Raw genomic sequence first — 23,324 nt, 5'->3', positions numbered from 1 at the left:
TCAAGCTTCCGAGGTCGCCATTCGGGCTAGTGCCGTCAGGTCTTTCAGCGAGGCGTCACCGACGAGATAACCGATCCCGCGGTGCAGGTGCAGACGGAACTGCTGAGCGAGGGTCTCCTCGTCCAGCGCCAGTCCGTCGAGGTGAGCGCGCATCCGCAACAGTGCCCAGTAGACCTCACCCTGGTCGCCGGCGAACGTCCGCCAGGTCATCTCGACGTTGCTGTCCAGGACCAGTTTCACGGTCGGAGGTGTCGCGGGCTCTGCCAGAGAGCGACAGAGCGCCCACCGGCACAGTACGTTCCACTGGCCGATGCCGGTACGCCGCTTCAATGTGATGAGCTGGTCGCGCGCCTGCTGGGTGACGCGAATGTTGTCGATGGTCATCGTTCCTCCCAGAAGTAGCCAGAGGTGACCGTCGTGGAACTGGTCGCCGCATCGAACTCGAGGCGGTACTCCCGTCCGATGAAGGGGGAGAGCTGCTCATGCGAGCGTTCGTTGATCTCTGTGTCCGTGGACAACAGGACGACCTGGTGGCTGGCGTTCGGGAAGTATCGTTCGAGGAGCCGGCCGCGGTGCGAGCGGTCCAGACGCCCCAGCGGGGTGTCGATAATGACGGGCAACGGCTGTCCGGCGGCACGGGCGAGGCCCCACAGCAGTGAGACGGCAAGCAGCTGCCGCTCGCCGGCGGAAAGGTCGCTCGAAGGCAACGGCGAGCCGTCCGACCCGAGGAGCTGCACCGACGTCGTCTCCGCGTCGATGGATACCTCGGTGATGAGTTTGTCCTTCCGCAGGAGCACCTGCAGCGCCTCGTGGATGAGGCTGGAGATACGGTTCAGCTGACGTCGGGTCGCCGCGACTCGGACCCGGTCGAGAGTCTCCTGCGCGCGCGTCACATGGTCGACGATGCGCCTTCCGTCATCGGCGGCGAGGTCCAGGCTCGACATCTGCTCGATAGCTTTCGCGTGCGACGCTGACGCTCGCTCCCTGTCGAGGGCCGCCCGCTGTGCCGCATCTTCTGCAACAGCCAATGCGCCGTCCGCGCGCCCCAATGCAGCAGACGCCTCCTCCCTAGCCGCGACGACCGGCGCAATCGCATCAGGATGTGGGATGGAGACCAGCCGCGCTTCTGCCTCATCGACGGCGGTGACCGCCGTCTGGTACGTCTCCAGCAGCTCGTGGATCCGCGCCTGCGTCGCCGGAAGAGTATGCGTGACCAGAGCGGTGAGTCCGTCCGTGTCGCGCACCCCGGTGAAAGACTCCGTGCTCGCCCTACTCGCACGCCCCCCACGGTCGGCGTCCAGTCGTCCGCGAAGCTCGTCGACGACATCCCCGTGCGCACCGATCTCATCCAACCAGGACAGGACAGTCGCATCGCGCTCGTCCAACGCGCTCATCAGCAGCTGGTCCTGCGCGGCTCGCGTCTCCGTGAGGGCTTGTTCTCGCAGGTCGCGCACCGCGTCCCACACGAGGAGAAGCGGTGCCTCACCACTGAGTGCGGCGCGAAGCTCCCCTTCGATGAACGTCCGCTGAGCGATGCTCTGCTCGGCTGACATCTCGGCATCCGTGCGCTTCTCAGCCAGCTGTCCGCCGGCGGCGCGGTACGCCTCATCTGCCCGCTGGTAAGACGCTCTCGCCCGTTCGGCATCGTTGCGCAGCCGGGCGACGGCCTGCGTGGCGGCATCCTCCACCTTCCGCGCGTCGTTGACCGCCGCTTCCAGCTCCTTGACCGCAGTGCTCGCTTCCGGCGACAACTGTTCCGTCTGCTGCCGACGACGGAGCACATCGAGGTCGGAGCTGAGGCGGGTAACCAGGTCCAGGCCGAGGAGTGCGTCCAGGGCCGAGCGCAGCACCTCCCGCGAGCGTTCTCCGCTAGCGAGCGCTTCGATCTGCTCGCCGTCGAAGAAGAACAGTCCAGCGATGCCTCGGGGTAGGAACGTCTCCACATACTCCTGCCAGGTCTCCGTCAGGACTCGGTCATGCCGGCCGTTGACGGAGACGAGAAGGATGGTTCGCAGTGACGCGCCTGTGGGTTTCCAGCTTCGACGGATCCAGTACCTGCGCGCTTCCCCCTGCTGGTACGCGGTGAACTCCAGCTCGACGGCGGCGCCTTTTTCGACGTCGGGTCCCCGATGGATGAGTCCGCGCAGGTAGTTGTCGTAGCTGCCTTTCCCACGGGCCGTCGTCTGCATCAGCGGGCCGTACAGAGCCAGTTGGATGGCTTCGAGCACCGTCGTCTTACCGGCGCCGTTCAGGCCACCGACGAGGACGATGGGATGCTCACGGTCCGGGGGTGTGAGGTCGAGTGTCTGCGTACCTGCGAACGTGCCGAAGTTGGTCAGGGTGAGACTGTTGAGGATCACGCGGGTGCGTCCACCGTCACTTTGCGGACATAGCCGTCTGCTAGGTCGACCGGGTCCGGGCCTACGGAAACGTCATCCCCTGCCGCCGGCGCCTTGCGCTGGCGGGCACGGTCGACGGCGTCCTCTTCGTTGTCGAAGAACCCCCGACGGATGGCCTTATCCAGCGAGTCAAACAGGCCGGCACGGCGCACCTGGGCGCGATGGCGCTGTTCGATGTCGAGGAGCTCGCGTACCATCTCGAAATGGATGCGGTCGTCACCGGCCACCTCTTCGAGAGCCGCAATCATGTCCTCACCGAGGGGGAGGTGCTCGTCCAGTGGACGCCCGGGGTAGGGTTCGCCGACGGTCGCCTGGTAGATCCGCGGCACGCGGTCCTCGAACTCGTGCTTCTCGACGACCCAGAGACGACGGATCTCTTCCAGCTCCGCGAGGGTCACCAGCTCCAGGTCACGGACGTACTCCGGTCCGTTCGCGCGAATCCAGGTCTGCGCGTCCAGGAGTCGAGTCAGCCAGTCCTCACGGGCATTCTGCGTGTAGGGCCCGGGGATCGGACGGTCATGGAACAGCTGCACGGAACCGTTCATGCGACGGAAGTCGCGCAGATCCCGGTCGTCGGCGACATCGAGAGCGTTGCGAAGCTCGAGGAGCGGGAGCATCCACTCCTTCTCCTCGTCGTTTTGAATCATCGCGGACATCGACTTGTCCTTCTCGACCAGCGTGCACGTCCAGCAGCCGAACCGGCTGTCACCGCAGCTGGGAGTGCTGGAATCGACGACCAGCGGGCACTCACCATCCTGGGAGGCGCCCTGGTACATCGTCAGCAGCTCCTTGTTGGAATACCCCCACGGGTTTCCGGCCTGCATGAGGAACGTCCACACGTCGTCGTTCGACCAGTTCTCCACGGGGGAGTACACCAGGCAGTTGGGCAGGGATGCGTTCGGGCTCAGTAGGTCACGCACACGCTGAGACTCGAGAGCCTTCATGCGTGCCGCACGGCCCGAACTCTCCGCCTTCCTTGTCCCGAGGACGAGGATGGCTTCACCGTGGGACTTGACCATTTCGCGGATGAACGTGTTCGACGGCTTGATCTTCAACCGCTCCGTGCACCACCGGAACTTCGGACGAGGTGCTGGGTAGCCGCGGCCGATAAGGTTCACCCAGAAGGTGTCGGTGACAGCGGGGGTGAGCCGGTGCGAGGTGATAGGCAGTCGCTGAGAGCGCGCCTGCTCCGCCATCTGGTCGAGGGAGTGGGTGACCCAGGCCGCGACCACCGGGTTCTCCACGAGGGTGTCCGTGCTGATGACGTGGACCGGCTTGATGCGCTGCTCTTCGGGCAGGGAATTAAGCGCCAGCCACACCAGCTGCAGCACGGCGGTGGAGTCTTTCCCACCGGAGTAGCCGACAACCCACGGCACAGCGTCAGCGAGGTACAGTTCCCGGGTTTGCGCAACGAGAGAGTCAACGGTGCCGGCGAATCCGAGGTCGTCGAATGCGGACTTCGGGCGAATGGGAAGCTGAATGGTCATGCACTGTCTCCGTCGTTGTGGTCTTCAAGGCCGAGGAACTGGGCGATGTACTCGCTGGTGAGCTGCACGTTCGCGCGGCTCTTGGTAACGCGGCCGCCAGTGGTGGCGCGGCCCTCCCACGGATCTTCGGCGCTGCGGTGCCAGTCCAATCCTTGGAGCCCTGCAAGCAGCTCAGTCCAGTCCTCGTCACGGTGCTCGGTGAGGAGGATGTTGCCGACGATGCCGAGGGCGTGGAGGACAACACTGTGCGTGTGGATGAAGTCTTTCCGGACTTCGCCGGCGGTGACGTCACCGCGCAGCACCTGTTTCCACAGCGGGAACTGGTCGGCAACGGCCTTCCAGAAGCGGACCGCGAGATCCACCCTCCCGGTAAGAGTCTCCGCTTCCACACCCTCCAGGAGCGCACCGGTTGCCGTGTGCAGCGCCGAGAGCGTAAACAGCTTCCGGGAACGAGGGGAGAGGTTGTTCGACTCCGTCTCCGTCAGATCCTTGAACAGCGGGATCTGGTCAATGACGAGGCGGGTGACCGCGGCCATGGGGTCGCGGTGGTCATATAGGACGCCGATGGACTTCGACGGGCGGATGGCGTACCGGTTCAGGTCCGCGAACATCTGCTGGCAGCGTTCTAAACCGACATCCATGAACATCACAATCGCGATGGTCTCGTCTCCGAGCGCGGAGTTCTCCGACAGTGCCTGCTGGATGGCCGCGCGACGGTGCTGTCCGTCGTTGATGACAAACTTGGCTTCCATTGGGATGGAGAGGGTTCCCACTCGCTCCGCAGGCCCCGACTGCTCCGGCATCAGTGAGCGGAACGTGACGTCCGCGTCCACCGACGCGGTGAGGGCGGAAAAGATGTAGTTGTCGGGGTTCTCGGTGATGTAACGGGCCATTTCGGGGACACGGGAGCGGTTGAGGGTGCGCTGTGCTCTCATCTCCGCGGGAAGCTCGTCTTCGTCGAAGAGGAACAGCCGCGGAATCAAGCGCAGTGGGCACATCGTGATGTAGTACTCGCGTCCGGCTTGAACGCCGCGAATGGCCGGGAAGTTGTATTCGAACTCACCCGCTCGCGCGGTCGCGGCAGGCGATTCTGGGAGCTCGACGGTGGCCATGCCATCATTCAACCATGTACGGAGGACACTCTCCAAACACATACGGAGAACAGTCCATACTCACTTCCGTACAGCCTAGAATGAGTGTATGCCAGAGCGCTCCTCCGACGGGACTGACGGTCGCCGCGTCACCTACCTGGACTACAACGCGACGTCTCCCGTGGACCCGCGAGTCGCCGAGGAAGTCATGCGATTTATGGTCCTGGAGTTCGGCAACTCCGGTAGTCGCACTCATGTCTTCGGGCAGGCTGCCAAAGAACGAGTGCAGCTCGCACGCACCGAGGTCGCCGCGGTCCTCGCCGCCGACCCGAGCGAGGTCATCTTCACCAGCGGAGCGACCGAAAGCAACAACCTCGCCATCCTCGGCCTCGCCGAGCACGGCACGAAGGTCGGCAAGACGCACATCATCTCCACCCAGATCGAGCACAAAGCAGTGCTCGAGCCACTGGAAGTGCTCGCGGCTCGCGGTTTCGACGTTGAACTCATCGCCCCCACCGCGGGCGGGTGGGTGGACCCTGAGAGCATCCGCGCAGCCCTTCGGCCGGACACCCTTCTCGTGTCGACGATGGCCGTCAACAACGAGACCGGGGTCATCCAGCCTCTCGACGACATCGCTGACGCCCTCCTGGACATCGACGCACTCTTCCACGTGGACGCCGCGCAGTCATTCGGGAAGGTCGTCGAGCCGTTGCGCAACCCCCGCATCGACCTCATCGCCGTGTCTGGTCACAAGATCGGAGCGCCGAAAGGCGTGGGCGCGCTGCTGACCCGGCGCCGGGGTTACAAGCGCCCGCCGCTCAAGCCCCTGATGTTCGGCGGAGGACAAGAGCGCGGACTGCGGCCCGGGACACTCCCCGTGGCCCTCATCGCCGGGCTCGGACTTGCGTCCACGCTCGCGTTGAAAGAGTCTGACGAGCGCCATGCGCGCGCCCTCGCCGTCCGCGGCAACATCATGGATGCGCTGGCTCCGCTGAACCCTCAGTACAACGGCGACATCGACCGCACCATCGACACCACCCTCAACTTCTCCGTGCCGGGCATCGACTCGGAAGCGGCCATCGTCGCCCTGAAAGATGTCGCGGCGATCTCCAACGGCTCCGCCTGCACCTCCCAGAGCTACGAGCCCAGCCACGTGTTGACGGCCGGCGGCTTGGACGAAGCACGAGTTGCCGGCGCCCTACGCCTGTCGTGGGGGTATGAGCAGGGCTATGTTCCCATCGACGCGGTCGTTGCCCGGCTCCGGGAGCTCGTCCGCTGACTCTCGGGATGTGAACACCCGCCAGGTCATCGCAATGAGCGCAACTTGCCTCTCATCGACAGCGTCGCCTTTCGAGTCGAGCGTGACGGCAAGCTCTCGGATCATCGTGACGTCACTCGCGGCATCCTGCGCCTGGTTCCGCACCGCGTAGTATCAGAGCTCTTCCCTGAGGTAGGTGCGCTTGTCCGGAATCACACCGCGGACGCCACCGGTGGGGTCTTCCACGTCACCGCGGCGGCGGGGGATGAGGTGGCAGTGCGCGTGGGCCACGGTCTGGCCGGCAGCGACGCCCGCGTTCCACCCGATGTTGAAGTCGGTGACACCCTGCTCGCCGAACTCGGTGTGCAGCGCCGCCAGCGCCCGGTGAACGTCGCGAAGCTCCCGATCCGTGAGGTCGAAGTAGGTGTGACGGTGCACCACTGGGATGATGAGCGTGTGACCGGGGGTCACCGGGTAGCCGTCCTCGAGCACGGCGACGGATCCGAAGCGTCGTGTCTCTTCGTTCTTCCCCAACAGGCAGAAACGGCATGCATGCGTGTTTTCAGCATGGAGGAGGAGGTCGGTTGAGGCGCGGTCGAGTCCCGAGGTGGTGTCGCTCTCCCACGGGCAGGAGGCGCACGTAGTGAACCACTGACGCGCGAAGCCGCGCTTCTCCTCGAAATAGGTGCCGATGATGTCACCGGAGTCGTTGCGCAGGGTTCGCTGGCCGTCGCGGCTCAAGGTGTAGCGGGTCATATGGACTCTATGCGCGGTGAACGCGCGGACGGGTGACACTGACCGCGTCTGGGCCGGTAGAAGCAGCTCCCAGCAGACGGTTGTCGCCTTGCCCACGGGCGTCATCGACGAGCTCGTCGAAACGCTCTCTGAGAAGATCCGCTTCAACAAGAGCGCCGCCGGACAACAGACTCTCATGACCGCCCTGCTGCGGGAGTTCATCAAGCAACGTGACAACTACACATGCAAGACCTGCCCGGCGCCCGTAGCTATCAGTCCGAATCTGCTACTCGAAGTCGACCACATCATCCCGGTTTCAAAGGACGGCATGTCGGCCGTCGAGAACTTACAAACGCGGTGTTGCCGGTGCAATCGATGCAAGTCCAACAAGATCTTGGTCGGATGAATCTGTAAGCGCGCGAGTCCATGAGCGCTCACTCTGGGGAACTTCATGGATGTCGGGACCCGCAGCTAGCTTGACGATATGGAATTGGGAACCGCAGCTGAATGGGCCGGCACCGTCGGAACGATTGGCGCCTTGCTGGTTGGCAGCACCCTGTTCGCACGGGAACGCGCCATCAGTCGACGCGCTGGCGTGGACGCCCTCATCACTTGGTTGAGCTGGGACGAAGTCGCGGACAGTGACGGAGGCTTCCGCTTCGAGACCATAGTGCACGTGCGCAGACCTGCACTCGCCCGATCTACCCTCCCTGCTGCTCTATCCGGATGAACGCGGCGGCTACAGGACGGAGATCATCAGTGACGATGGGCGACCAGCGATGCTTCCGCCCGGGAAGGAGATGAGACGCGTGATCCAGGGAGTCCCGCGAAACGCGATTCCTCGCAACATCTTGATGACAGGCGAGACTGGCCGACTTTGGATTCGCAAAGTCGATGAGCATCGATATGCGAACGCGCTTGCGCACATCGTCTTGCTCCTCCTACTGATGTGCTTTGGACGGCAGGACTGCACAGTCCCCCAACGGCTCCGGCTGCGGGAGCGACAGATAGTGCCCGCGTCCGCCGCGCTTGACCCGCAGTGGGTTGCCCAACTGCGAAGAGGATCAGCGGCAGCCTCGAACCTGAAAGGAGGCGGCAAATGGAGGCTTTAGATCACGTGAGCGCGATCAGCCTGGCAGAGGAACGCGTCGCCATTTGCGGCGACTGGCACGGAAACATCGGCTGGCTGCGGATGCTCACCCGGGCGCTACCGAACCTCGCATACGACGTGAAGACCGTCCTGCAGCTTGGCGACTGGGGTATGGACCCGGTCGAGACCGACGTCCTCTTTGCCGAAGCCGGCATAGAACGCGTCTTCGTCACCGTCGGAAACCACGACCGATTCGATCTGATCAGCCCGCTATTTGCGGCACATCCCGGCGCCGCAGTGCGCGTGTCGGAAATCACCTGGGTCCTGCCCCGGCCAGCTCGCCTGAACATCTGGGGTAGAACCGTCCTCTCCCTCGGCGGCGCAACATCTGTCGACCAGAGATGGCGAACGGAAGGTCGCGACTGGTGGCCGGAGGAAGCGATAAGTGACCAGCATGTCGCCGCAGCCGTCGCCGGTGGTCCCGCCGACGTGATGCTGACGCACGAGTCGCCGGCCGCGACCCCGGTTCGAGCGGTGCGTGAGCTGCTGGGCACCAACCCGAATCGGTTTCCCACGGAAGCGCTCGAGGAATCGGCGAAGTCACGAGCGCGGGTCAGCGAGGTGTGGGACGCCGTTCGCCCGGAGCTGTTGATGCACGGGCATATGCACACTCCGGGCGGGGGCACGGCTGAGGACGGGCGACGAGTTGTGAGCCTCGGGCGCGACGTTCAAGAGGACAACCTCGCCATCCTGGACATGACCACGCTGACCCTGGAAACCCCAAGCCTCAACGCGATCCGGAACGCAGCGCGACGATGGTGAAGTCGAAGAACACAAACCACACGAACCCCTGGGCCGAAATCGTCGGGCAGTGCTACACCACGGCGTCTCTCGCACGCGCACTCGGTTGGACGGAGCCGGCAGTGATCGAGGCATCAGAGTCGCTCGCCCTGCTCAAGTTGACCACGTCGGATGGAGTGGAGCTCTACCCCGCGTTTCAGATCCGCGATGGCAAACCGGTGGTCGGTCTTGCCGACGTCCTCAGAGTGCTGCGCACTGGCGTCGACGCCCCTTGGGCATGGGCTCAATGGTTAAATACACCCCTCGCGGATGAAGACGGCGTTGAACAGCCGGCGAACATCAAGCGACTTCGCGAGGGACAACTGGCCGATGTGCTGCGTGCTGCCGAGCACGACGCGGCTGTATGGCGCAGCTGATCGGCTGACCGTCAACTCACCGGAATTCCCGGATAGTTGAGGGGTGGCGCCTGAGGTGCAAACGGAGGTGAAGGTGCATTAACGGACCGGCGCCTCAGCACTCCGGCCCGGGCCACAGTTCGTCGCTCACAGGATGCGGATGTCGCGGTCGCGCAGCAGCAGGCCCTTTTCGAGGAACATCTGGCGGTGTCTGCCGCCGGATGTATGCGCGTGACTCCGGCGAGGAGTCGGCGTATGCCAGCTCAGTCGCCAGCAGGGTGTCGTACCGGACGTCACCCGTGCTCGGGGGTTCTTCCAGGACTTCGGCGGGGATGTCGCCTGGCGCATCGATGACCCGACCGAGAAGTTCAGTGATGCGACGGTCGGCGGCCTTGATGTTTCGCTCAGAGCGTTCTCGTGAGTTCACCAACGGACCAGGAGTGAACTGACGAAGGGGTCCTCAGCGGCCGCTGCACCGCTTGCTCGTCGGCGTTCCCCATGACGCGAGCAACGCTGCAAGGTGGGAGTTTGGACTGGCGCGGCGCGATCCGACCCACGATTCTTGATTTGTGCAACGGCTCGTTGCACAGACTGAGAACAGCCCGCCCAGCACCATCTTCAATTCGCCAACGGTCCGTTGGCGAATTGTCCAACGGATTGTTGGACAATTGACGGCTGGGCCCGTGGTGGTCGCTCCGCTTGCTTGCCGGTGTTCCGGTGACGCCGAGAGCGACGATGCCCCGTGGCAAACATGGCCCAGCGGTGGGCGCAACCCGACGCACGATCACGAATTCTCCAACGGAGCGTTGGAGAATTGCCGGCAGGCTCCCCTGGCCCCCAATCCGTCGCCCTCATGGTGCTTCGGCTGACCCTGACAGCCCGGACGAGCGGATAAGCGATACCTCACGCCGGGGTCTCATACGGAAGGTGCATCGCGCGTCGGTGAATGGCCGGTCGCCTAGCCGTACGTTCGAGACGTGGTGGCCGCGCACGCTTGCCACCGATGCTCAAGCCGCACGGCCTATCTCCACTGTTGACTTACCAGACATGAGCACGCGCCCCGGCAGGAGGCCCCGCCTCCCTGCAATGGCCGCGGTACGCTCGGCAGCCCGCTGGCTGCTCGACCGGGGATGTGCTCTCCGCGACACTCTCTCGCCCCATACCCTGCGGCACATCAACGCCCCGAACGGCGGATCCGACGAATTTGGCGTCTGCCAAGCTCCAGCCAAGTCGCACGAACGCAACTTTCCCCTGGCCAGCGGCAAGAAATTGCCCCTCCAGCCAAGGTTGCCAAGTGCGGAGTGCTCTATATAGGGGGTTTCAGAGCGAAGTTGGCCCCTATCTCTCTACTTCTCTCTTTTTCTTCTCATGTAAGAGATCTACTACTTGGCAACCTTGGCAGCGGCCTCCGATCCCAAGCGAGAGTAGGGCTCCCTCCAGCCAAGGTCACCTTGGCAGACCTTGGCAGACCTTGGCCGACTCGGCAGAAGCCTGCCTGGGACCGAATAGGGCAGAGCGCCCTCGTCAGGGGCGTAACGAAGCGGATCAAGGCGATCAGTGCGGATAGCGACTCGGGCTGAGGTGTTCCTGTGCGGGAACCCACCGCCGGTGGTCATCAGTGATGAAGGCATTCGTCGCTTGTCCGCTACCCGTGCGGTGTTGGCCGCCGATGAGCCCTGCCCAGCTATGAGTGTGGGCGCCAGAACCCGCCAGGAGACGTCTACTGCTTCGTACCGTTCACTCTGGATCGTCGGCCACGTTTCTCGAAGTAGCGTTGCGCGGCACGCAGGGTCGTACAGTCGGTGTCGCTGAATCGAACGACAACATCCGGGTGTAGCCGGGGGCGAACGTGGTCGAAGGGGACTGCTGCACGAATAGGTGACAGGTTGTAGTCACGCCGCCAGTGCGACGGTCGTGTTCATGATGGTCTCGAACTCGATGGGCGTCAAACGGCCCAGGCGGGCCTGGCGTCGGCGGCGGCGGTAGATCCGTTCGATCCAGGTGACGATGGCGATGCGCAGTTGCTCGCGAGTGGTCGAGGAGCGGCGGTCGAGGACGTTCTTCTGCAGCAGCGCGAAGAAGCTTTCCATGGCGGCGTTGTCTCCGCTCGACCCGACTCTGCCCATGCTTCCGACCATGTGATGACGGGTGAGCGCGCGCCGGAATTTTCGGCTTCGGAACTGAGATCCTCGGTCCGAATGAACCACGCAACCGGCGACATCACCGCGCATCGCGACCGCGTTCTCGAGCGCCCGGACGGCCAGACGGGACTTCATCCTCGAGTCGATGGAGTACCCCACGATCCGTCCGCTGAACGCGTCCTTGATCGCGCAAAGGTAGAGCTTGCCCTCGGCAGTTTGGTGCTCCGTGATGTCCGTCAACCACAGCTCGTTCGCAGTCTCGGCGGCGAACACGTGCCGGGTCCGGCCGTGCTCATCGACGACCGCGCAAAGGTCGTCGTGCACCGGAGGACCGGGCCGGCGGTGCTTGCCGCGCTTGGGCTTCCCGAACGCGCTGAATCAGCCGTTACTGGACGCGATCCGCCACGCGGTGCGATCCGACATCGTCTCACCCGCATCGCGGGCTTCGTCGGCGAGCAGCCGGTGTCCGAACTCGGGGTCGTCCCGGTGGGCATCGAACAACGCGTTCGCACGATACGCCTCCACCACCTCGCTGGGCGTGATGGGGGTCGTGCAGCAGTCCCGGCGCGCCCTTGGGGCGGTTCGCAGGCTTCTGCCAGTCCCAGCGGACGAGTTCGACGATCCGGCCCTAGCCACGGTCCCGCACGATGGGCGCATCCTGGGTGGGAGCGATGCTTCACGCACCGGACCAACTCTTCCACCAGTCCTCGGGCTTTCCGCCGTCGGCGACGAACTCCTGAAACGGCGGGTACGAGTACCCTGTGATTCATGGCCAGAACATCGTCGGCAGCCGCGGCACACATCGGCTCGCGGATCAGCGAAACGCGGAAAACACGTTCCATGAGCGTTGACGAACTCGCGGTCGCTAGCCGGATCGACTCGTCGAACATCCGCGGTTACGAAGCAGGGCGGGGACTGACTAGCGTTCACTCGCTAGTCAGGATCGCCGAAGCCCTAAAGGTCGACCCCGGATCGCTACTCGAAGGCGTCACCTCCGAGATGTTCACGAACGAGCGTTGAACCCGCCACCTCGAGCCTCCAACAGACCCTTGCTCCGCATTGAACGAAGCACATGGGCACCTCGTGGGGGCTTGCAGAGTGGTCACAGCGCTGTGCGCCTACGGCACGACCGTCGCCGAAAGGACCTGCATCCAGCCATCGTCGGTCTCTCCGTCGATGGTCTTCTCCACGTTCTCTAGAATCAGCTGCACGCGTGTACCGTCTGTCCACTCGTCCGCGTCCGCTTTGTCCTCGAGCAGGATCATGAGATCGTCCGCCCCGTCGTGCGCGTTGAGGGCTATTGCGTAATCCCCCGTGGCTCCGGTGATCCAGTACTCGCTGCCCACGAGCTCGCCTGTGACGCGAAACTGGTCTCCGACCTGGATCCCACCCAGGTCTACCGAGTTCAGCCTGTCGAGAAGCTCATCCACAGTTGTGTCGATGATTTTCGCCGGCTCTGACGTCTGCAGTGGCTCGGTGGTGGGTGTGGCCGACGGTCTGGTGCTCGGCTCAGCTGACGCCCTCGTTGTGGGTTGCGGAGTACCCGCCGGCTCGGCTTTGTCGCTGCCAGCAATGTTGGACATGACGAGCGCGAAGATGATCAGGGCGACGATGAAGGCACCGAGACCGGCAAACAGACGCCAGGGCATCTTCGGCTTCGGGCGACGGATGGTGAGCTTACTGGTGAGCTTGCCTACCGTCTGCGAGACGACCTCCCACCCTTGCTCTTCCCACTTCTTTGCGGTTCGCGCCTCCATGCCGCGCACCGCCTTCACGGTACGCGTCTCATACTTGATGCCATCATCGACCATTGACCACCCCAGTCCAGGCGCCCTGTGGCGCACAACCTGCTCACACTATCGGCGGGCGGGCGCTCGGCGCACGCCGTCCTCGTAGACGGCGGTCTGTCGCTCGCGGCGAGGCGATGACTACGCCCGAGCTTTTCCACGGTTGACTTACCAGTATTAGGCACGCGCCCCGGCACGAGGCCCCGCCTCCCTGCAATGGCCGCGGTACGCTCGGCAGCCCGCTGACTGCTCGACCGGGGATGTACTTTCGGCGACACTCTCTCGCCCCATACCCTGCGGCACACCAACACCCCAAACGCCGGATCCGCAGAATATGGCAGTTGCCAAGCTTCAGCCAAGTCGCATGAACGCCATTTTTCCCTGGTCAGGAAGGAGAAAATACGCCTCCAGCCAAGGTTGCCAAGTGCGAGGTGCTCTACATAGAGGAATTGAGAGTGAAGTTGGCCCTTATCTCTCTACTTCTCTCTTTTTCTTCTCATACACGAGATCTACTACTTGGCAACCTTGGCAACGGCCTCCGATCCCAAGCGGGAGTAAGGCTCACTCCAGCCAAGGTGGACTTGGCAGACCTTGCCGCACTTGGCAGAAACCGGCTTCCAGAGCTTTCACCGAGGTGATCTGCAAGCCTGAGGTGCATGGCGCCGTACGTTGACCGGGCAACCTTTGCGCGGAGAGTACGGTCAACCCAGGGAGAATGGCGCTTTCGCCGCGGTGCTGGTCGCGCCGGTAGTGATCCTGGTTGCGCTAGGGATCGCCGTCGCTGTCGCTATGGCGGTCGTCCCGACAGCGTGGGGACTGACCAGTATCGCGACGCGCGCGATCATTGACGCTGTCCAGCGCCGCAGGGCTCGCTCAGGCGACGGCCTGCAGGAGCGTGGGGTCGGTGGGGTCGACGGTGCGGGAGTTGTTGACTTTGCGGTCGACGATGTGTTCCCGGATGGTGCTCGCGACGTCCGATGAGGTGTGCTCGAGCATCGCCAGGGTCTCGACCTTCGCGGTGCCGGTCAGCTTCTCGGGCGTCAGCCAGAAATTCCAGGTGTCGGGCATCAGGAACGCTGGCATCCGGCCATGCACCTCGCCTGAGGCGTCGCGCGCTTCGCGGGTGATGACGACGAAGCAGCGGGAACGTTCCCCGTCAGGGAGTTCCATCGACCAGGTGAGACCAGCTGCGGCGAGCATCCCGTCACCGTGGAGGAAATGCGGGGTCTTATTGCCCTTCTCGCCCGTCCACTCGAAGTAACCGCGCATCGGGACGATGCAGCGAGCGGCCGAGAACGCCGGCGCCCAGAAGCCCGTGGCGAGCTTCTCCATGCGGGCATTGATGATCGGCGGACCCTTGGGGCGGTTCGCGGGTTTCTGCCAGTCCCAGCGGACGAGCTCGAGGGTTCGGCCCTCACCCCGATCACGCACGATGGGTGCGTCCTCCGTAGGGGCGATGCTGTACGCACCGGACCAGCTCCTCCACCAGTCCTCAGGCTTTCCACCCTCAGCCACGAACTCCTGGATCAGCTCATCAGTCTTGGCATCGTTCGCGAAACGGCCACACATGACGGCGAGCATAGCCCCCTGCCCTGATCCGCGCCGGATCCACGAACCCGGGCAGACATGTCTAGTCATGCAGATCATCGAGCTGCACCGCGTTGCCCCACACCCAGCAGCGATACGTCCGCCCTGCTGCTTTGAACTCGATCTCAGCCGCGAGAGCCGTGGACCGAACGATCCTCGCGTCAACCCGGACAGGCTCCGGGCCGAACCGCACCCACGCGCGCACGCGCCGTTGCGCGCCCCAGGGGTAGATCGTGACGGGCTGAGTGCGCTCCTCGAGCTCGCGTTCGGTGAGCGACTGCAGCGGCCCCCGCTTCGCGGCCGCGACAACTGCCTGATCGTGCATGCGCTTCTCGGTCGCCGCCTCGCGCAACGCTGATGGTCGTCCCATGGCCGGCGTGTCCTTCCTCCGGCCGAGAGCTTAGATTCTACGTCCGACGGCGCTGGGCGCTCGCCTCGCTCTGTCACTTCGACCGCCGTGATGCTCCCTTCAACTCTCAAGGAAAAGGGGTTGCATACTAGACGTTTTGCGGAAAGAATTCCGCACATGCGAGTTTCGGCGTGTTAGAGGACGGCGCGCGTGTCGGGTTAGCGAGCCGGCGCGCGCACTCCCTGTGTCTGGCGTTCTTTCCGACGGTGGAATTCTCGTTCCATCGCGCGCACGTACTGCGCCGTCTCTCCGCGCATCATCCAGTAGTCGAGGCGAGGCCCGACGAGCAGGCGCAGTCGAGCAAGGTCAACCATCTGCATGACGATCTGCCCGCTGAACATCTTCTGCAGACGGTGATAGTCCATCTCCAACTCGACTGCGAGATCCGTGATCTTCGTTGTTCGCGGCTTCTGCATGTAGATCTCACGGACCCCATAGGTGATCTGGTGTTGGGATATGGATGCATCCAGCTGCGCCCGCTTCTGCAGAGTCCAATCGTCCTCGGCAGTCTGCCACTGCGGAAACGGGGTCCGCCCGAAGTTTCGTGGTTCAACGAGGAAGCCTCGAGGCACATACCGGGGGTCTGACACCCAAAAAAGCTTAGCTAAAAGACCCAATTGTATCAAAAAGACCTAAGAAATAGGCGATTTTGATGTTTCGCCGTTTTCGCCCCGCACAGGGGAGTCATGAGCTACAAGACACTCCGCAAGACTCCAGGCGACGGGTTCGACCGTATCCAGTGGTACGACGCGAGGCTTAACACGCACACCATCCGCGCCGACGACCCCATCACCGCACGGACCGTCGCGCCCGGCGAACGGACACGGAAGCCCGGCAAATGGAAAGGCCAGAAGCCCTACCAGGGACACTACTGGTGCGCCGGCGCCCGGACCAGCGTCTTCCACGAGTCCATGACCGAGTACGCCGGCATGATGCTCATAGACCACCTGTACGACATCATCGCGGTCTACGCCCAGCCCATGCTGATGACGTTCTTCGACGGCCGCTACTGCTACCCCGATTTCCTCGCTATCGAGGCAGACGGGACTCGACACGTCGTCGAGGTTCATCCGAAGGCGCTCATGAAGGCCGAAGACGAGGTGAAGTTCGCGCACGCCGCCCGCGTCTGCGAGGTCCTCGGATGGCGATTCACCCTCATCGACCAGCTCAGCGACACCGTCCGGATGAACCTGGAAATGATGAGCCGCTACCGCCATCACCGCTACACGCCAACTCCGGACGTCGAGGACCACATCCTTCGCACGGCGAAGAGGAACGACACGTTCGGCAGCCTGCGACGCGCGCTCATCACCGACAAGCCTGGCGAACTCATCCCCTTCCTCTTCCACCTGATGTGGAAGGGCGAGCTCAGCTTCGACCTCACCGCCCGCTTCACCGAACACACGACGCTCACCGCTGGGTGAACCCACCGCTAAGGAGAGACACAATGATTGCACCGCGCACCATCGCCCTCGGGCAGACCATCCACCTCGAAATCGGCGAGTTCACCCTCGTCAGCTACGCCAACGGCAGCTTCCGCCTCCGCGACGAGCTCACCGGCGAGTATCAAGTCGTTCACCACACTGAACTGGCCCAGCAGCTCCCACCCGGCGAGTCGCTGGAGATGGCAGACCCCCTCGACAGCCGGCCCCTCCAAGAGGTCGTCGACGGCCTCGACGATGCGACCCGCACGCTCATCCCCTACCTCCAGCAGCTCATCGACGGAACCCCGGTTGACGATGGCGAGCCGAACCCGCACTTCGCACTCAACATCTCAAAGACCAAGCGCCTCGACTATACGGTCGAAGCGCTGGCCAGAGTGGGCATCGAGATGCCCCTCGGGACCTTGAAGCGACGCCTCGGCAACTTTGAGAAGAAGGGCGCCGCAGGGCTCGTGGACCGCCGGGTGGGGCGCAAGGAGGCCCCTTTCGCGCGAGTCCACCGCGACGTTCGGTCGGCATTGTCGGAGATTCTCGCCGGCTACAAGAACAAGTCCACCGTCACCTATACCGCCATCCGCGCCGAGCTCGCAGTCCTGCTGATGGACCGGTTTCCGAATCCTGAGGACCGGCCGAAGACGCCGTCGCTTTCAACTCTCGAGCGTCTCGTCAAGCACATGAGCGGTAATCAGAACCCCACCACCCAGGCGAAGCGCCGCCAGACCGCCGCACTTTCCCCGAGTGGCATGCACAGACCTCGCCTGGTGTTCGGCCCGGGCGATGAGTGCCAGATGGACGCGACCACGCTGGACGTCTTCGTCCGCATGCCCAGCGGCAAGGTGGACCGGCCCCATCTCACAGCTCTCGTCGACAAGCGCACCCGCTCCGTCATCGGGCTCAACCTCACCGAGTCCGACCCGACGAGCATCGACCACGCCGTGCTCCTGGCGAAGGCGCTCGTGCCGCGTCGGCTCCGCCCGTGGGCCAAAGACTACGACTCACTCGGACTCCCGCGGATGCCGTGGACCAAGCACCTGACGAAGAAGGAGTCGGAAATCTTCGACTCGTATTGCCCCTACATCTTCCCGAGTCGCATCCTCATCGACAACGGGCAGGACTTCCGCGGCACGGTCTTCGGGACGGCATGCGACCGGTATGGAATTTCGCTGACTCAGTCGCCCATCCACGACCCCACAGCGAAGGCAGTGGTCGAGCGCTTCTTCCGCAGCGTCAAGACCAAGTTCTGCCAGTTCGTCCCCGGATTCTCAGGCGGCGACGTTGCAAATAGAGGCGCAGACACCTTCGAGGGCCCGCTTCTCACCCTCGCCGAACTCAGCGAGCTGCTCGAGAAATGGACGTGCATCGTTTGGCAGAACCGTCGCCACGGAGGCCTCGAAGACGACTACGCGGAAGGCCTAAACCACTCGCCGAACAGCATGTACGCCGCGTGCATCGACCTCACCGGTCACTTCGTCCTCGCCTTCGAGGACGAAGACTTCATCGCTCTGCTTCCGACCGACGAGCGCACCGTTCAAGCGGACGGCATCGAGTTCGGTGGGCGCAAGTACGACAGCCCGCACCTCGCCCCCATGCGCAACCGTAAGCGGGGAAGCGACAACGCCACCCCGAAGGTCGTCTTCCACTTCGACCCCACCGACGAGAGCCGCATCTGGCTCCGCTCAGTCGACGACGCGGGCTGGATTACGTGCCACTGGACAGCGGAACGCGGCATGTCCCGCCCGCTCGACGAGGCCATCGCACTCGCGGCCCACCGTCAGACACTCAACAGCCTCACCTTCAGCGATGCGGAGGCAGACGTCATGATGGTCGGCTTCCGCAACCAGGCGGTCACGGAGTCCACCGTCGCGGTCGAGCAGGCAGCCCTGACCAAGAAGAAGGACAAGGAGCGCAAAGCCGCCAACACACTCGCTGCCGTCCTCACCCCCGACCCCGACAGCAGCAACGACTTCGCCAACTTCGCAACGCTCGAAGCCGCAGCCCGCTAAACCACACAGAAGGAACCGACCATGCCTAACAAACTTGAACCCCTCGGTCACTTCGACCAGCGGGAGGTACTCCAGCACCTCCTCGAGCACGAACCGACGCTGAACGCCATGCAGGTCTCGCCCGCAGAATACAAGAGCTGGACCCGCACCAAGAGGCGCGAGTTCGACGTCGAGCGCAGCGAGCGAATAGCAGACTCCATTGTCATCATCACGCCCGCGCTGCAGCAGCTGAGCCTTGCCTACAAGCGCGCCGCCCGCGTCGCACATCGCCCAGTCGGCCGAACCGGCATCATCCTGGATGGTGAGCCCACCACGGGGAAGACGACCGCCGCCATCCGCTTGGCCGGCGAAGCTTTCCGCCGCCACATGGACCGGCACCCGCGATGGAAGGAAGACGGGCACGTGCCGGTGGTGTACCTGGAAATTCCGCCGAATTGCACGGGCAAGACAGTCATGGGACGCATCATCAACTTCTTCGGGCAGCCCGTCGTCCCGCGCATGACACTGGAAGAGCGCACGACCCTGGCCACACAGCTGTTCGCCAAGGCGCACACGTCGCTGGTCATCTTCGATGAGATTCAGAACCTCTCGCAGTCCAACTCGACTGGCCGCTTTGAGAGCGCGCAGGCCATCAAGAACCTGATGAACCATGTCAAGGCCGTTCCGATGTACGTCGGCTTCGACCTGAACTCTTCGGCGTTCACCAACGATGAGCTCGGCGCGCAGTTCGCCTCGCGCTGCTCCACGGTGCGCCTCGGCAAGCTGGACATCTCGACCGGCGCTGGCCGCCAGTTGTGGGGAGGAGTCATCGTGAAGTTCGAAGAACAGCTCGCGCTAATGGCGCACCCACCGCAGACGCTGCTGAAGGAAGCGATGTATCTGTGGAACCGGACGCGCGGCTCCATCGCCGCGCTCTCCAGACTCTTGACCACAGCAGCACTCGACCTCATCGAGGCAGGCGACCCGGACGGCGAGCTCATCACCAAAGAGCTCTTGGAGAGCATCCCACTGGACCTCACCTCCGAGCGCCTGCTGTCTGCTGCGACCCGCGAGACCCGGGAGGCATCGCATGCTGCCTAATCGGTCCTGGCCGTTTCGCGTGCGGCCCGGCTCGTTCGAGACCGTCGACAGCTTCCTCCGCCGCCTCCGCGCAGCCAACCTTGTCAGCGACGCCATCTGGGGGGCTTGGGTAGCGCCCGCCGTCAGGGCTACCGGCCTAAAGCGCACAGAAGCCCTCCCACTGCTCGTCGAGGCCGTGGCGGGACTGCGCCCGGGTCACTTCGCGCGTGACGAAGCTGAGCTGCCCCGCCACTCAGATGGAACGCGCTGCGCCAACTGTGTCACCGGACTCGGTGAGAGGTTTGGCTGTGCGCGGTGCTATCACGACGAGCAGGTCGTGCAGGCGCCGCATGACGGACCGCGCGTCTGCTCCAAGCACATGATGTGGGTGGGACCGGCCACGCCTCCCGAGGAGCAGTATGGCGTTGGCGCTGAGTCACTCCGCGCTGACCGACTGTACCGCCGTATGCGTCGACGGGGCCTGCTCGACGCTCACCGCCTCGGTGAGATTCTCGCGTGCGTCAACGATTGGGCGCATGCCGAAGGTACGACGTCGAACGATGCAGAGCGTTTCGTTCTTGCCATGCGCCTCGCTCAGAAGGTGTTCCGACCACGCCAACTCGATAGATATGCGGCTCGCAACACTCCCGCACGCCAGCGTTACACGGAGCTCGCCGCAGTAGTCACCGAAACCACCGGGACGGATGCATGCATCGTCCTAACCGACTCCATCTGGCTCCTGGTTCGTGCAGCTGGCCACCAAGACCAGACGGCCCCGCATTCCTTCGTCTGTACTCCGAAGGAACAGAACGTCGACGAGACGGAAGAAATCGCACAGCTTCGCACGTGCGGTTCCACGCGTTCAGAGCATCTGCACATGACCCAGTACGTGTCGTCGATGCAACCAGGCACGCGGCGCGGCCGCGTGAGCTCCGAGTTTCAGCTCAACGAGTATGTCTGCCCTCTCGGCCATTCGTTCTCATCGCGGATTCGAGTGCTCCGCACGTCGAAGGGAAGTGGTGGGTGCGGGTATTGCGCCAACCGCAGACCGCTGGCCGGGTTCAACACGCTCGCGGACACCCACAAGCCCCTACTGTCGGAGTGGGATTGGGAAAGAAACGGCGACCTGCGACCGGAGCACGTCATTGCGGGCTCCGCTGTCAAGGTGCATTGGCGCTGTTCGAAGGGTCACTCGTTCGAACAGAGCGTGAACAACCGCAGCAGTAAAGGCGTGGGCTGCCCGGTGTGCTCGAACAAGGCAGTGGACCCGACCGTCAATGCGTTCTCCATCACGCACAGAGACGTCGCCTCTACCTGGCACCCCACCCTGAACGGCGACCGCACCCCTGACGACTACGTTGCGGGCTCGGAGCGAATCGCATGGTGGACCTGCCCCACCCATGGCGAGTACAAAATGCTCATCTCGAGGCGCACGTCAGGCGGGTCTTGCACCTTTTGCAGCCGCCAGAAGGTCCATCGCGATACCTCCCTCGCGGTCACGCATCCGCTCGTGGCCGCCCGATGGCACGTATCGATGAACGGAGCACTCACCCCGCATGATGTGTTGTCGGGTTCAGGGGCCAAAGCGTGGTTCATGTGTGCGGAAGGACACAGCTATCACGCACCAATCCATGGGCAGACCATCGGCAAGGGCTGCAACATCTGCGCGGGCAAGGCAGTGAACGCTCAGAACTCTCTGCGAACGATGTACCCAGTCCTTGCGGGAGAGGTTCACCCGACCAAGAACGGTGCATGGAACGCGGACAACGTCACTGGCAAAAGCGGACGTACGCTCATCTGGATCTGTGCAGAAGGACACGACTGGCCCGCAATGGTCAGCGTGCGGGTACAGCAGGGCACGGGGTGCCCCTTCTGCTCGAACGCGAAAGTGTGGTCGGGGTGGAACGACCTCGCCACGACTCGCCCGGACCTACTTTGCGAATGGGACTGGGAAGCAAACGGCGACACGCGTCCGACGGACGTGACCGCTGGCACGGGCAAGCGGCTCCGCTGGAAGTGCGCTCGCTCTCACACATGGGAAGCCTCAGGGAGGGACCGCCGAAAAGGCAGTAGCTGCCCGACTTGCGCTAATAAGCGCGTGCTTGCCGGGTGGAACGACATGGCCACGACGCGGCCCGACCTGGTCGAGGAATGGGACCCTGAAGCCAACGGAGCTTTGACTCCGCAGGCCGTGGTCGCGGGAACTCACCTCCGCATTCACTGGAAGTGCGTTCTCGGGCACCGCTGGGTAACAACCGGCAACAGTAGAGCTCACCGAGGTTCAGGCTGCCCGATGTGCCACAACCTCGCTCATCCGAACAGCATCTCTCGAAAGCGCGACCGACGCCTGGAGTGATCTCGCGCCGCCACAAGTGATGCCGCTCTCGACAGATCCGTCGAGAGCGGCATCGCTGCTATCCGCGTGGACGAGAACCCCTATTACTGGGTGCAGGTAACGCGATGACGAATCCCAGAGCACGGTAGGCCTCACCCGTCCTCCGGGCGGACCTGTCGGCATAAAGGCGGCCGGCGACATCGACGGTGGAATAGGAGATGACCGCTATAACGGAGCTATGACTGATCCAGTCTTCTGGTCCGCTGTGCAGGGCATCGGCACCCTCATCGCAGCCATCGCCGCGATCATCGCCCTCATCATCGCGGGCAACCAGCTCCGCCAACTCATCGCATCGAACCGGCTCCTCGCGGAGTCGAACGACACGATGGCCGAGTCGAATATCGCCCTCACCCGACCGTACGTCGTCGTCGACTACGAGTTCCATCCCTCACTCACCCGCGGCGGTGGCACCAGCGGCACCTCGGTGTTCGTCGTGATCCGTAACGATGGTCGGACGCCCGCGCACAACATCACAATGACCGTGAACCGTCCGTTCGCTCCACTCTCCGAGCCCGACGAGGACGGCTGGCGCAAAAGTGTTCGTGATCTGAACCGCATGATGGACGGAACATCGGTGCTTCGCTCGCTCACCCCCACCCGTCCCCTGAAGTACTACCTCGACGATGAGGCGCTTTTCGGAGTGTCGGATGAAGAGGCACCGGCATGGACCGTAGTCGTGAAGTACGAAGACGCTGACGGCCGCTCATTCCAAGAGTTTTTCCACCTCGATGTCGAGCCATGGCGCCGCTCCCTCGCCATCGGCGACCCCCTCCTTCGGGTCGGCAAGTACATCGACGCCGTGGCGCATCAGCTCGGCAACGTAAATGGAACCATCCGAGGCAAGCAGACTAACGTCACTGTTCAGCCGCGCATCTCCATCAGCGGCGGTACGGGTGGACGCCATCGTCGGCGCGTCGAACGATTGAGTGGTCGAGATCAGCGCGAGTAGAGCACCAGGCCGAGCGACGACTCCAGCTTCCAGATGGTGCGGAGGTCCGGCCAGGATTCGCCCAGCAGTATCTTGCGGATGGTGCCCTCGTCGATACCTGCGTCCCGTGCTACCTCGCGGATTGACCGCTCACCGATGGCGGCCTTCAAGTTCAACACGAAACGACGTGCAGCTTCACCGACCGGGTCGGTAGAAGCCTGGTCGGGCCACCCTGAGGAGAGCATTGCGGGTGTGGCTCTCGCTTGCTTACGTGCCATCTCACAGCCTCCGAATCTGCGATCCCAGTGTTCACCGGG

The 23,324-nt window shown here is 63.7% G+C and carries 20 protein-coding genes and 1 pseudogene; 10 read left to right on the top strand and 11 right to left on the bottom strand.

Going from position 1 to position 23,324, the window contains the following annotated elements; all coding sequences use genetic code 11:
* From dndE to dndB, 4 genes are read right to left on the bottom strand one after another with little or no spacing between them, the layout of a single operon-like run.
* Window positions 1-384, bottom strand: coding sequence for a DNA sulfur modification protein DndE (gene dndE, locus RT309_RS01095; RefSeq protein ID WP_313354533.1), 384 nt, complete (start codon window positions 382-384; stop codon window positions 1-3).
* Window positions 381-2,360: a DNA sulfur modification protein DndD gene (gene dndD / locus RT309_RS01090; protein WP_313354531.1), complete on the bottom strand. Its 1,980-nt coding sequence runs from the start codon at window positions 2,358-2,360 to the stop codon at window positions 381-383. The genes dndE and dndD overlap by 4 nt, the downstream gene beginning before the upstream one ends.
* Window positions 2,357-3,886 carry a DNA phosphorothioation system sulfurtransferase DndC gene (gene dndC, locus RT309_RS01085; protein WP_313354529.1) on the bottom strand — a complete coding sequence of 510 codons (1,530 nt, stop codon included), beginning with the start codon at window positions 3,884-3,886 and terminating at the stop codon, window positions 2,357-2,359. The genes dndD and dndC overlap by 4 nt, the downstream gene beginning before the upstream one ends.
* A complete protein-coding gene (dndB, locus tag RT309_RS01080; protein WP_313354527.1) occupies window positions 3,883-4,998 on the bottom strand; it encodes a DNA sulfur modification protein DndB in 1,116 nt (371 codons plus the stop codon). The genes dndC and dndB overlap by 4 nt, the downstream gene beginning before the upstream one ends.
* A gap of 88 nt (window positions 4,999-5,086) precedes the next feature.
* Between dndB and dndA the strand changes: the two genes are divergently transcribed.
* Window positions 5,087-6,256 carry a cysteine desulfurase DndA gene (dndA, locus tag RT309_RS01075; protein ID WP_313354525.1) on the top strand — a complete coding sequence of 390 codons (1,170 nt, stop codon included), beginning with the start codon at window positions 5,087-5,089 and terminating at the stop codon, window positions 6,254-6,256.
* Window positions 6,257-6,409: 153 nt separating this feature from the next.
* Here the strand turns inward: dndA and RT309_RS01070 are convergent, their stop codons facing one another.
* Complete coding sequence (locus tag RT309_RS01070; protein WP_313354523.1) at window positions 6,410-7,192, bottom strand: HIT domain-containing protein; 783 nt, start codon at window positions 7,190-7,192, stop codon at window positions 6,410-6,412.
* Between RT309_RS01070 and RT309_RS15050 the strand changes: the two genes are divergently transcribed.
* From RT309_RS15050 to RT309_RS01060, 3 genes are all read left to right on the top strand, one after another.
* A complete protein-coding gene (locus tag RT309_RS15050) occupies window positions 7,167-7,376 on the top strand; it encodes an HNH endonuclease (RefSeq protein WP_396654390.1) in 210 nt (69 codons plus the stop codon). The two genes, RT309_RS01070 and RT309_RS15050, sit on opposite strands and share 26 nt — an antisense overlap.
* A gap of 693 nt (window positions 7,377-8,069) precedes the next feature.
* Window positions 8,070-8,882 carry a metallophosphoesterase gene (locus tag RT309_RS01065; protein ID WP_313354522.1) on the top strand — a complete coding sequence of 271 codons (813 nt, stop codon included), beginning with the start codon at window positions 8,070-8,072 and terminating at the stop codon, window positions 8,880-8,882.
* Between the two features lie 101 nt (window positions 8,883-8,983).
* Window positions 8,984-9,277 (top strand): hypothetical protein, encoded by a 294-nt coding sequence (locus tag RT309_RS01060; protein WP_313354521.1) that lies wholly within the window; start codon window positions 8,984-8,986, stop codon window positions 9,275-9,277.
* 1,871 nt (window positions 9,278-11,148) lie between these two features.
* On the opposite strand, the pseudogene RT309_RS01055 reads toward RT309_RS01060, so the two are convergent.
* Window positions 11,149-11,943, bottom strand: a pseudogene (locus RT309_RS01055) (IS3 family transposase); the annotation flags it as partial.
* Between the two features lie 222 nt (window positions 11,944-12,165).
* Here RT309_RS01055 and RT309_RS01050 point away from each other — a divergent pair.
* Window positions 12,166-12,417, top strand: a complete 252-nt coding sequence (locus RT309_RS01050) for a helix-turn-helix transcriptional regulator (RefSeq protein WP_313354519.1) — start codon at window positions 12,166-12,168, stop codon at window positions 12,415-12,417.
* Window positions 12,418-12,515: 98 nt separating this feature from the next.
* On the opposite strand, the gene RT309_RS01045 is transcribed toward RT309_RS01050, so the two are convergent.
* From RT309_RS01045 to RT309_RS01030, 4 genes are all read right to left on the bottom strand, one after another.
* Complete coding sequence (locus tag RT309_RS01045; protein WP_313354517.1) at window positions 12,516-13,208, bottom strand: hypothetical protein; 693 nt, start codon at window positions 13,206-13,208, stop codon at window positions 12,516-12,518.
* A gap of 849 nt (window positions 13,209-14,057) precedes the next feature.
* Window positions 14,058-14,753 (bottom strand): SOS response-associated peptidase, encoded by a 696-nt coding sequence (locus RT309_RS01040; RefSeq protein ID WP_313354515.1) that lies wholly within the window; start codon window positions 14,751-14,753, stop codon window positions 14,058-14,060.
* Between the two features lie 61 nt (window positions 14,754-14,814).
* Window positions 14,815-15,141 (bottom strand): hypothetical protein, encoded by a 327-nt coding sequence (locus tag RT309_RS01035; protein ID WP_313354514.1) that lies wholly within the window; start codon window positions 15,139-15,141, stop codon window positions 14,815-14,817.
* Window positions 15,142-15,338: 197 nt separating this feature from the next.
* The gene (locus RT309_RS01030) at window positions 15,339-15,770 is read right to left on the bottom strand and encodes a hypothetical protein (protein ID WP_313354512.1); all 432 of its coding nucleotides are present in this window, start codon (window positions 15,768-15,770) and stop codon (window positions 15,339-15,341) included.
* Between the two features lie 96 nt (window positions 15,771-15,866).
* Here RT309_RS01030 and RT309_RS01025 point away from each other — a divergent pair, with 96 nt between their 5' ends.
* The 5 genes from RT309_RS01025 (at window position 15,867) to RT309_RS01005 (ending at window position 23,028) form a co-directional block, all read left to right on the top strand.
* Complete coding sequence (locus RT309_RS01025; protein ID WP_313354510.1) at window positions 15,867-16,604, top strand: TnsA-like heteromeric transposase endonuclease subunit; 738 nt, start codon at window positions 15,867-15,869, stop codon at window positions 16,602-16,604.
* A 23-nt stretch (window positions 16,605-16,627) separates the two neighbouring features.
* On the top strand, window positions 16,628-18,625 hold the full coding sequence (locus RT309_RS01020) for a Mu transposase C-terminal domain-containing protein (protein ID WP_313354508.1): 1,998 nt from the start codon (window positions 16,628-16,630) through the stop codon (window positions 18,623-18,625).
* 21 nt (window positions 18,626-18,646) lie between these two features.
* Window positions 18,647-19,705 carry a TniB family NTP-binding protein gene (locus RT309_RS01015; RefSeq protein WP_313354506.1) on the top strand — a complete coding sequence of 353 codons (1,059 nt, stop codon included), beginning with the start codon at window positions 18,647-18,649 and terminating at the stop codon, window positions 19,703-19,705.
* 358 nt (window positions 19,706-20,063) lie between these two features.
* Window positions 20,064-22,040 (top strand): zinc-ribbon domain-containing protein, encoded by a 1,977-nt coding sequence (locus RT309_RS01010; protein ID WP_313354504.1) that lies wholly within the window; start codon window positions 20,064-20,066, stop codon window positions 22,038-22,040.
* A 217-nt stretch (window positions 22,041-22,257) separates the two neighbouring features.
* Window positions 22,258-23,028 (top strand): hypothetical protein, encoded by a 771-nt coding sequence (locus RT309_RS01005; protein WP_313354502.1) that lies wholly within the window; start codon window positions 22,258-22,260, stop codon window positions 23,026-23,028.
* On the opposite strand, the gene RT309_RS01000 is transcribed toward RT309_RS01005, so the two are convergent.
* Window positions 23,016-23,285, bottom strand: a complete 270-nt coding sequence (locus tag RT309_RS01000) for a helix-turn-helix transcriptional regulator (protein ID WP_313354500.1) — start codon at window positions 23,283-23,285, stop codon at window positions 23,016-23,018. The two genes, RT309_RS01005 and RT309_RS01000, sit on opposite strands and share 13 nt — an antisense overlap.
* Window positions 23,286-23,324 lie beyond the last annotated feature (39 nt).

The sequence above is a fragment of the Microbacterium sp. genome (genome assembly GCF_032084865.1).
Classification (GTDB): Bacteria; Actinomycetota; Actinomycetes; order Actinomycetales; family Microbacteriaceae; genus Microbacterium.
This window is presented reverse-complemented; position numbering and strand designations above follow the sequence as displayed.

What these genes read in the sequence shown, in the direction of transcription:
- RT309_RS01065 (WP_313354522.1), top strand. Translation starts at nt 8,070, where the DNA reads ATGGAGGCTTTAGATCACGTGAGCGCGATCAGCCTGGCAGAGGAACGC.
- RT309_RS01025 (WP_313354510.1), top strand. Translation starts at nt 15,867, where the DNA reads ATGAGCTACAAGACACTCCGCAAGACTCCAGGCGACGGGTTCGACCGT.
- RT309_RS01070 (WP_313354523.1), bottom strand. Translation starts at nt 7,192, where the DNA reads ATGAACTCCCGCAGCAGGGCGGTCATGAGAGTCTGTTGTCCGGCGGCG.
- dndB (WP_313354527.1), bottom strand. Translation starts at nt 4,998, where the DNA reads ATGGCCACCGTCGAGCTCCCAGAATCGCCTGCCGCGACCGCGCGAGCG.
- RT309_RS01035 (WP_313354514.1), bottom strand. Translation starts at nt 15,141, where the DNA reads ATGGGACGACCATCAGCGTTGCGCGAGGCGGCGACCGAGAAGCGCATG.
- RT309_RS01020 (WP_313354508.1), top strand. Translation starts at nt 16,628, where the DNA reads ATGATTGCACCGCGCACCATCGCCCTCGGGCAGACCATCCACCTCGAA.
- RT309_RS01010 (WP_313354504.1), top strand. Translation starts at nt 20,064, where the DNA reads ATGATGTGGGTGGGACCGGCCACGCCTCCCGAGGAGCAGTATGGCGTT.
- dndC (WP_313354529.1), bottom strand. Translation starts at nt 3,886, where the DNA reads ATGACCATTCAGCTTCCCATTCGCCCGAAGTCCGCATTCGACGACCTC.
- RT309_RS01050 (WP_313354519.1), top strand. Translation starts at nt 12,166, where the DNA reads ATGGCCAGAACATCGTCGGCAGCCGCGGCACACATCGGCTCGCGGATC.
- RT309_RS01015 (WP_313354506.1), top strand. Translation starts at nt 18,647, where the DNA reads ATGCCTAACAAACTTGAACCCCTCGGTCACTTCGACCAGCGGGAGGTA.
- dndE (WP_313354533.1), bottom strand. Translation starts at nt 384, where the DNA reads ATGACCATCGACAACATTCGCGTCACCCAGCAGGCGCGCGACCAGCTC.
- dndA (WP_313354525.1), top strand. Translation starts at nt 5,087, where the DNA reads ATGCCAGAGCGCTCCTCCGACGGGACTGACGGTCGCCGCGTCACCTAC.
- RT309_RS01005 (WP_313354502.1), top strand. Translation starts at nt 22,258, where the DNA reads ATGACTGATCCAGTCTTCTGGTCCGCTGTGCAGGGCATCGGCACCCTC.
- RT309_RS01000 (WP_313354500.1), bottom strand. Translation starts at nt 23,285, where the DNA reads ATGGCACGTAAGCAAGCGAGAGCCACACCCGCAATGCTCTCCTCAGGG.
- RT309_RS01045 (WP_313354517.1), bottom strand. Translation starts at nt 13,208, where the DNA reads ATGGTCGATGATGGCATCAAGTATGAGACGCGTACCGTGAAGGCGGTG.
- RT309_RS15050 (WP_396654390.1), top strand. Translation starts at nt 7,167, where the DNA reads ATGACCGCCCTGCTGCGGGAGTTCATCAAGCAACGTGACAACTACACA.
- RT309_RS01040 (WP_313354515.1), bottom strand. Translation starts at nt 14,753, where the DNA reads ATGTGTGGCCGTTTCGCGAACGATGCCAAGACTGATGAGCTGATCCAG.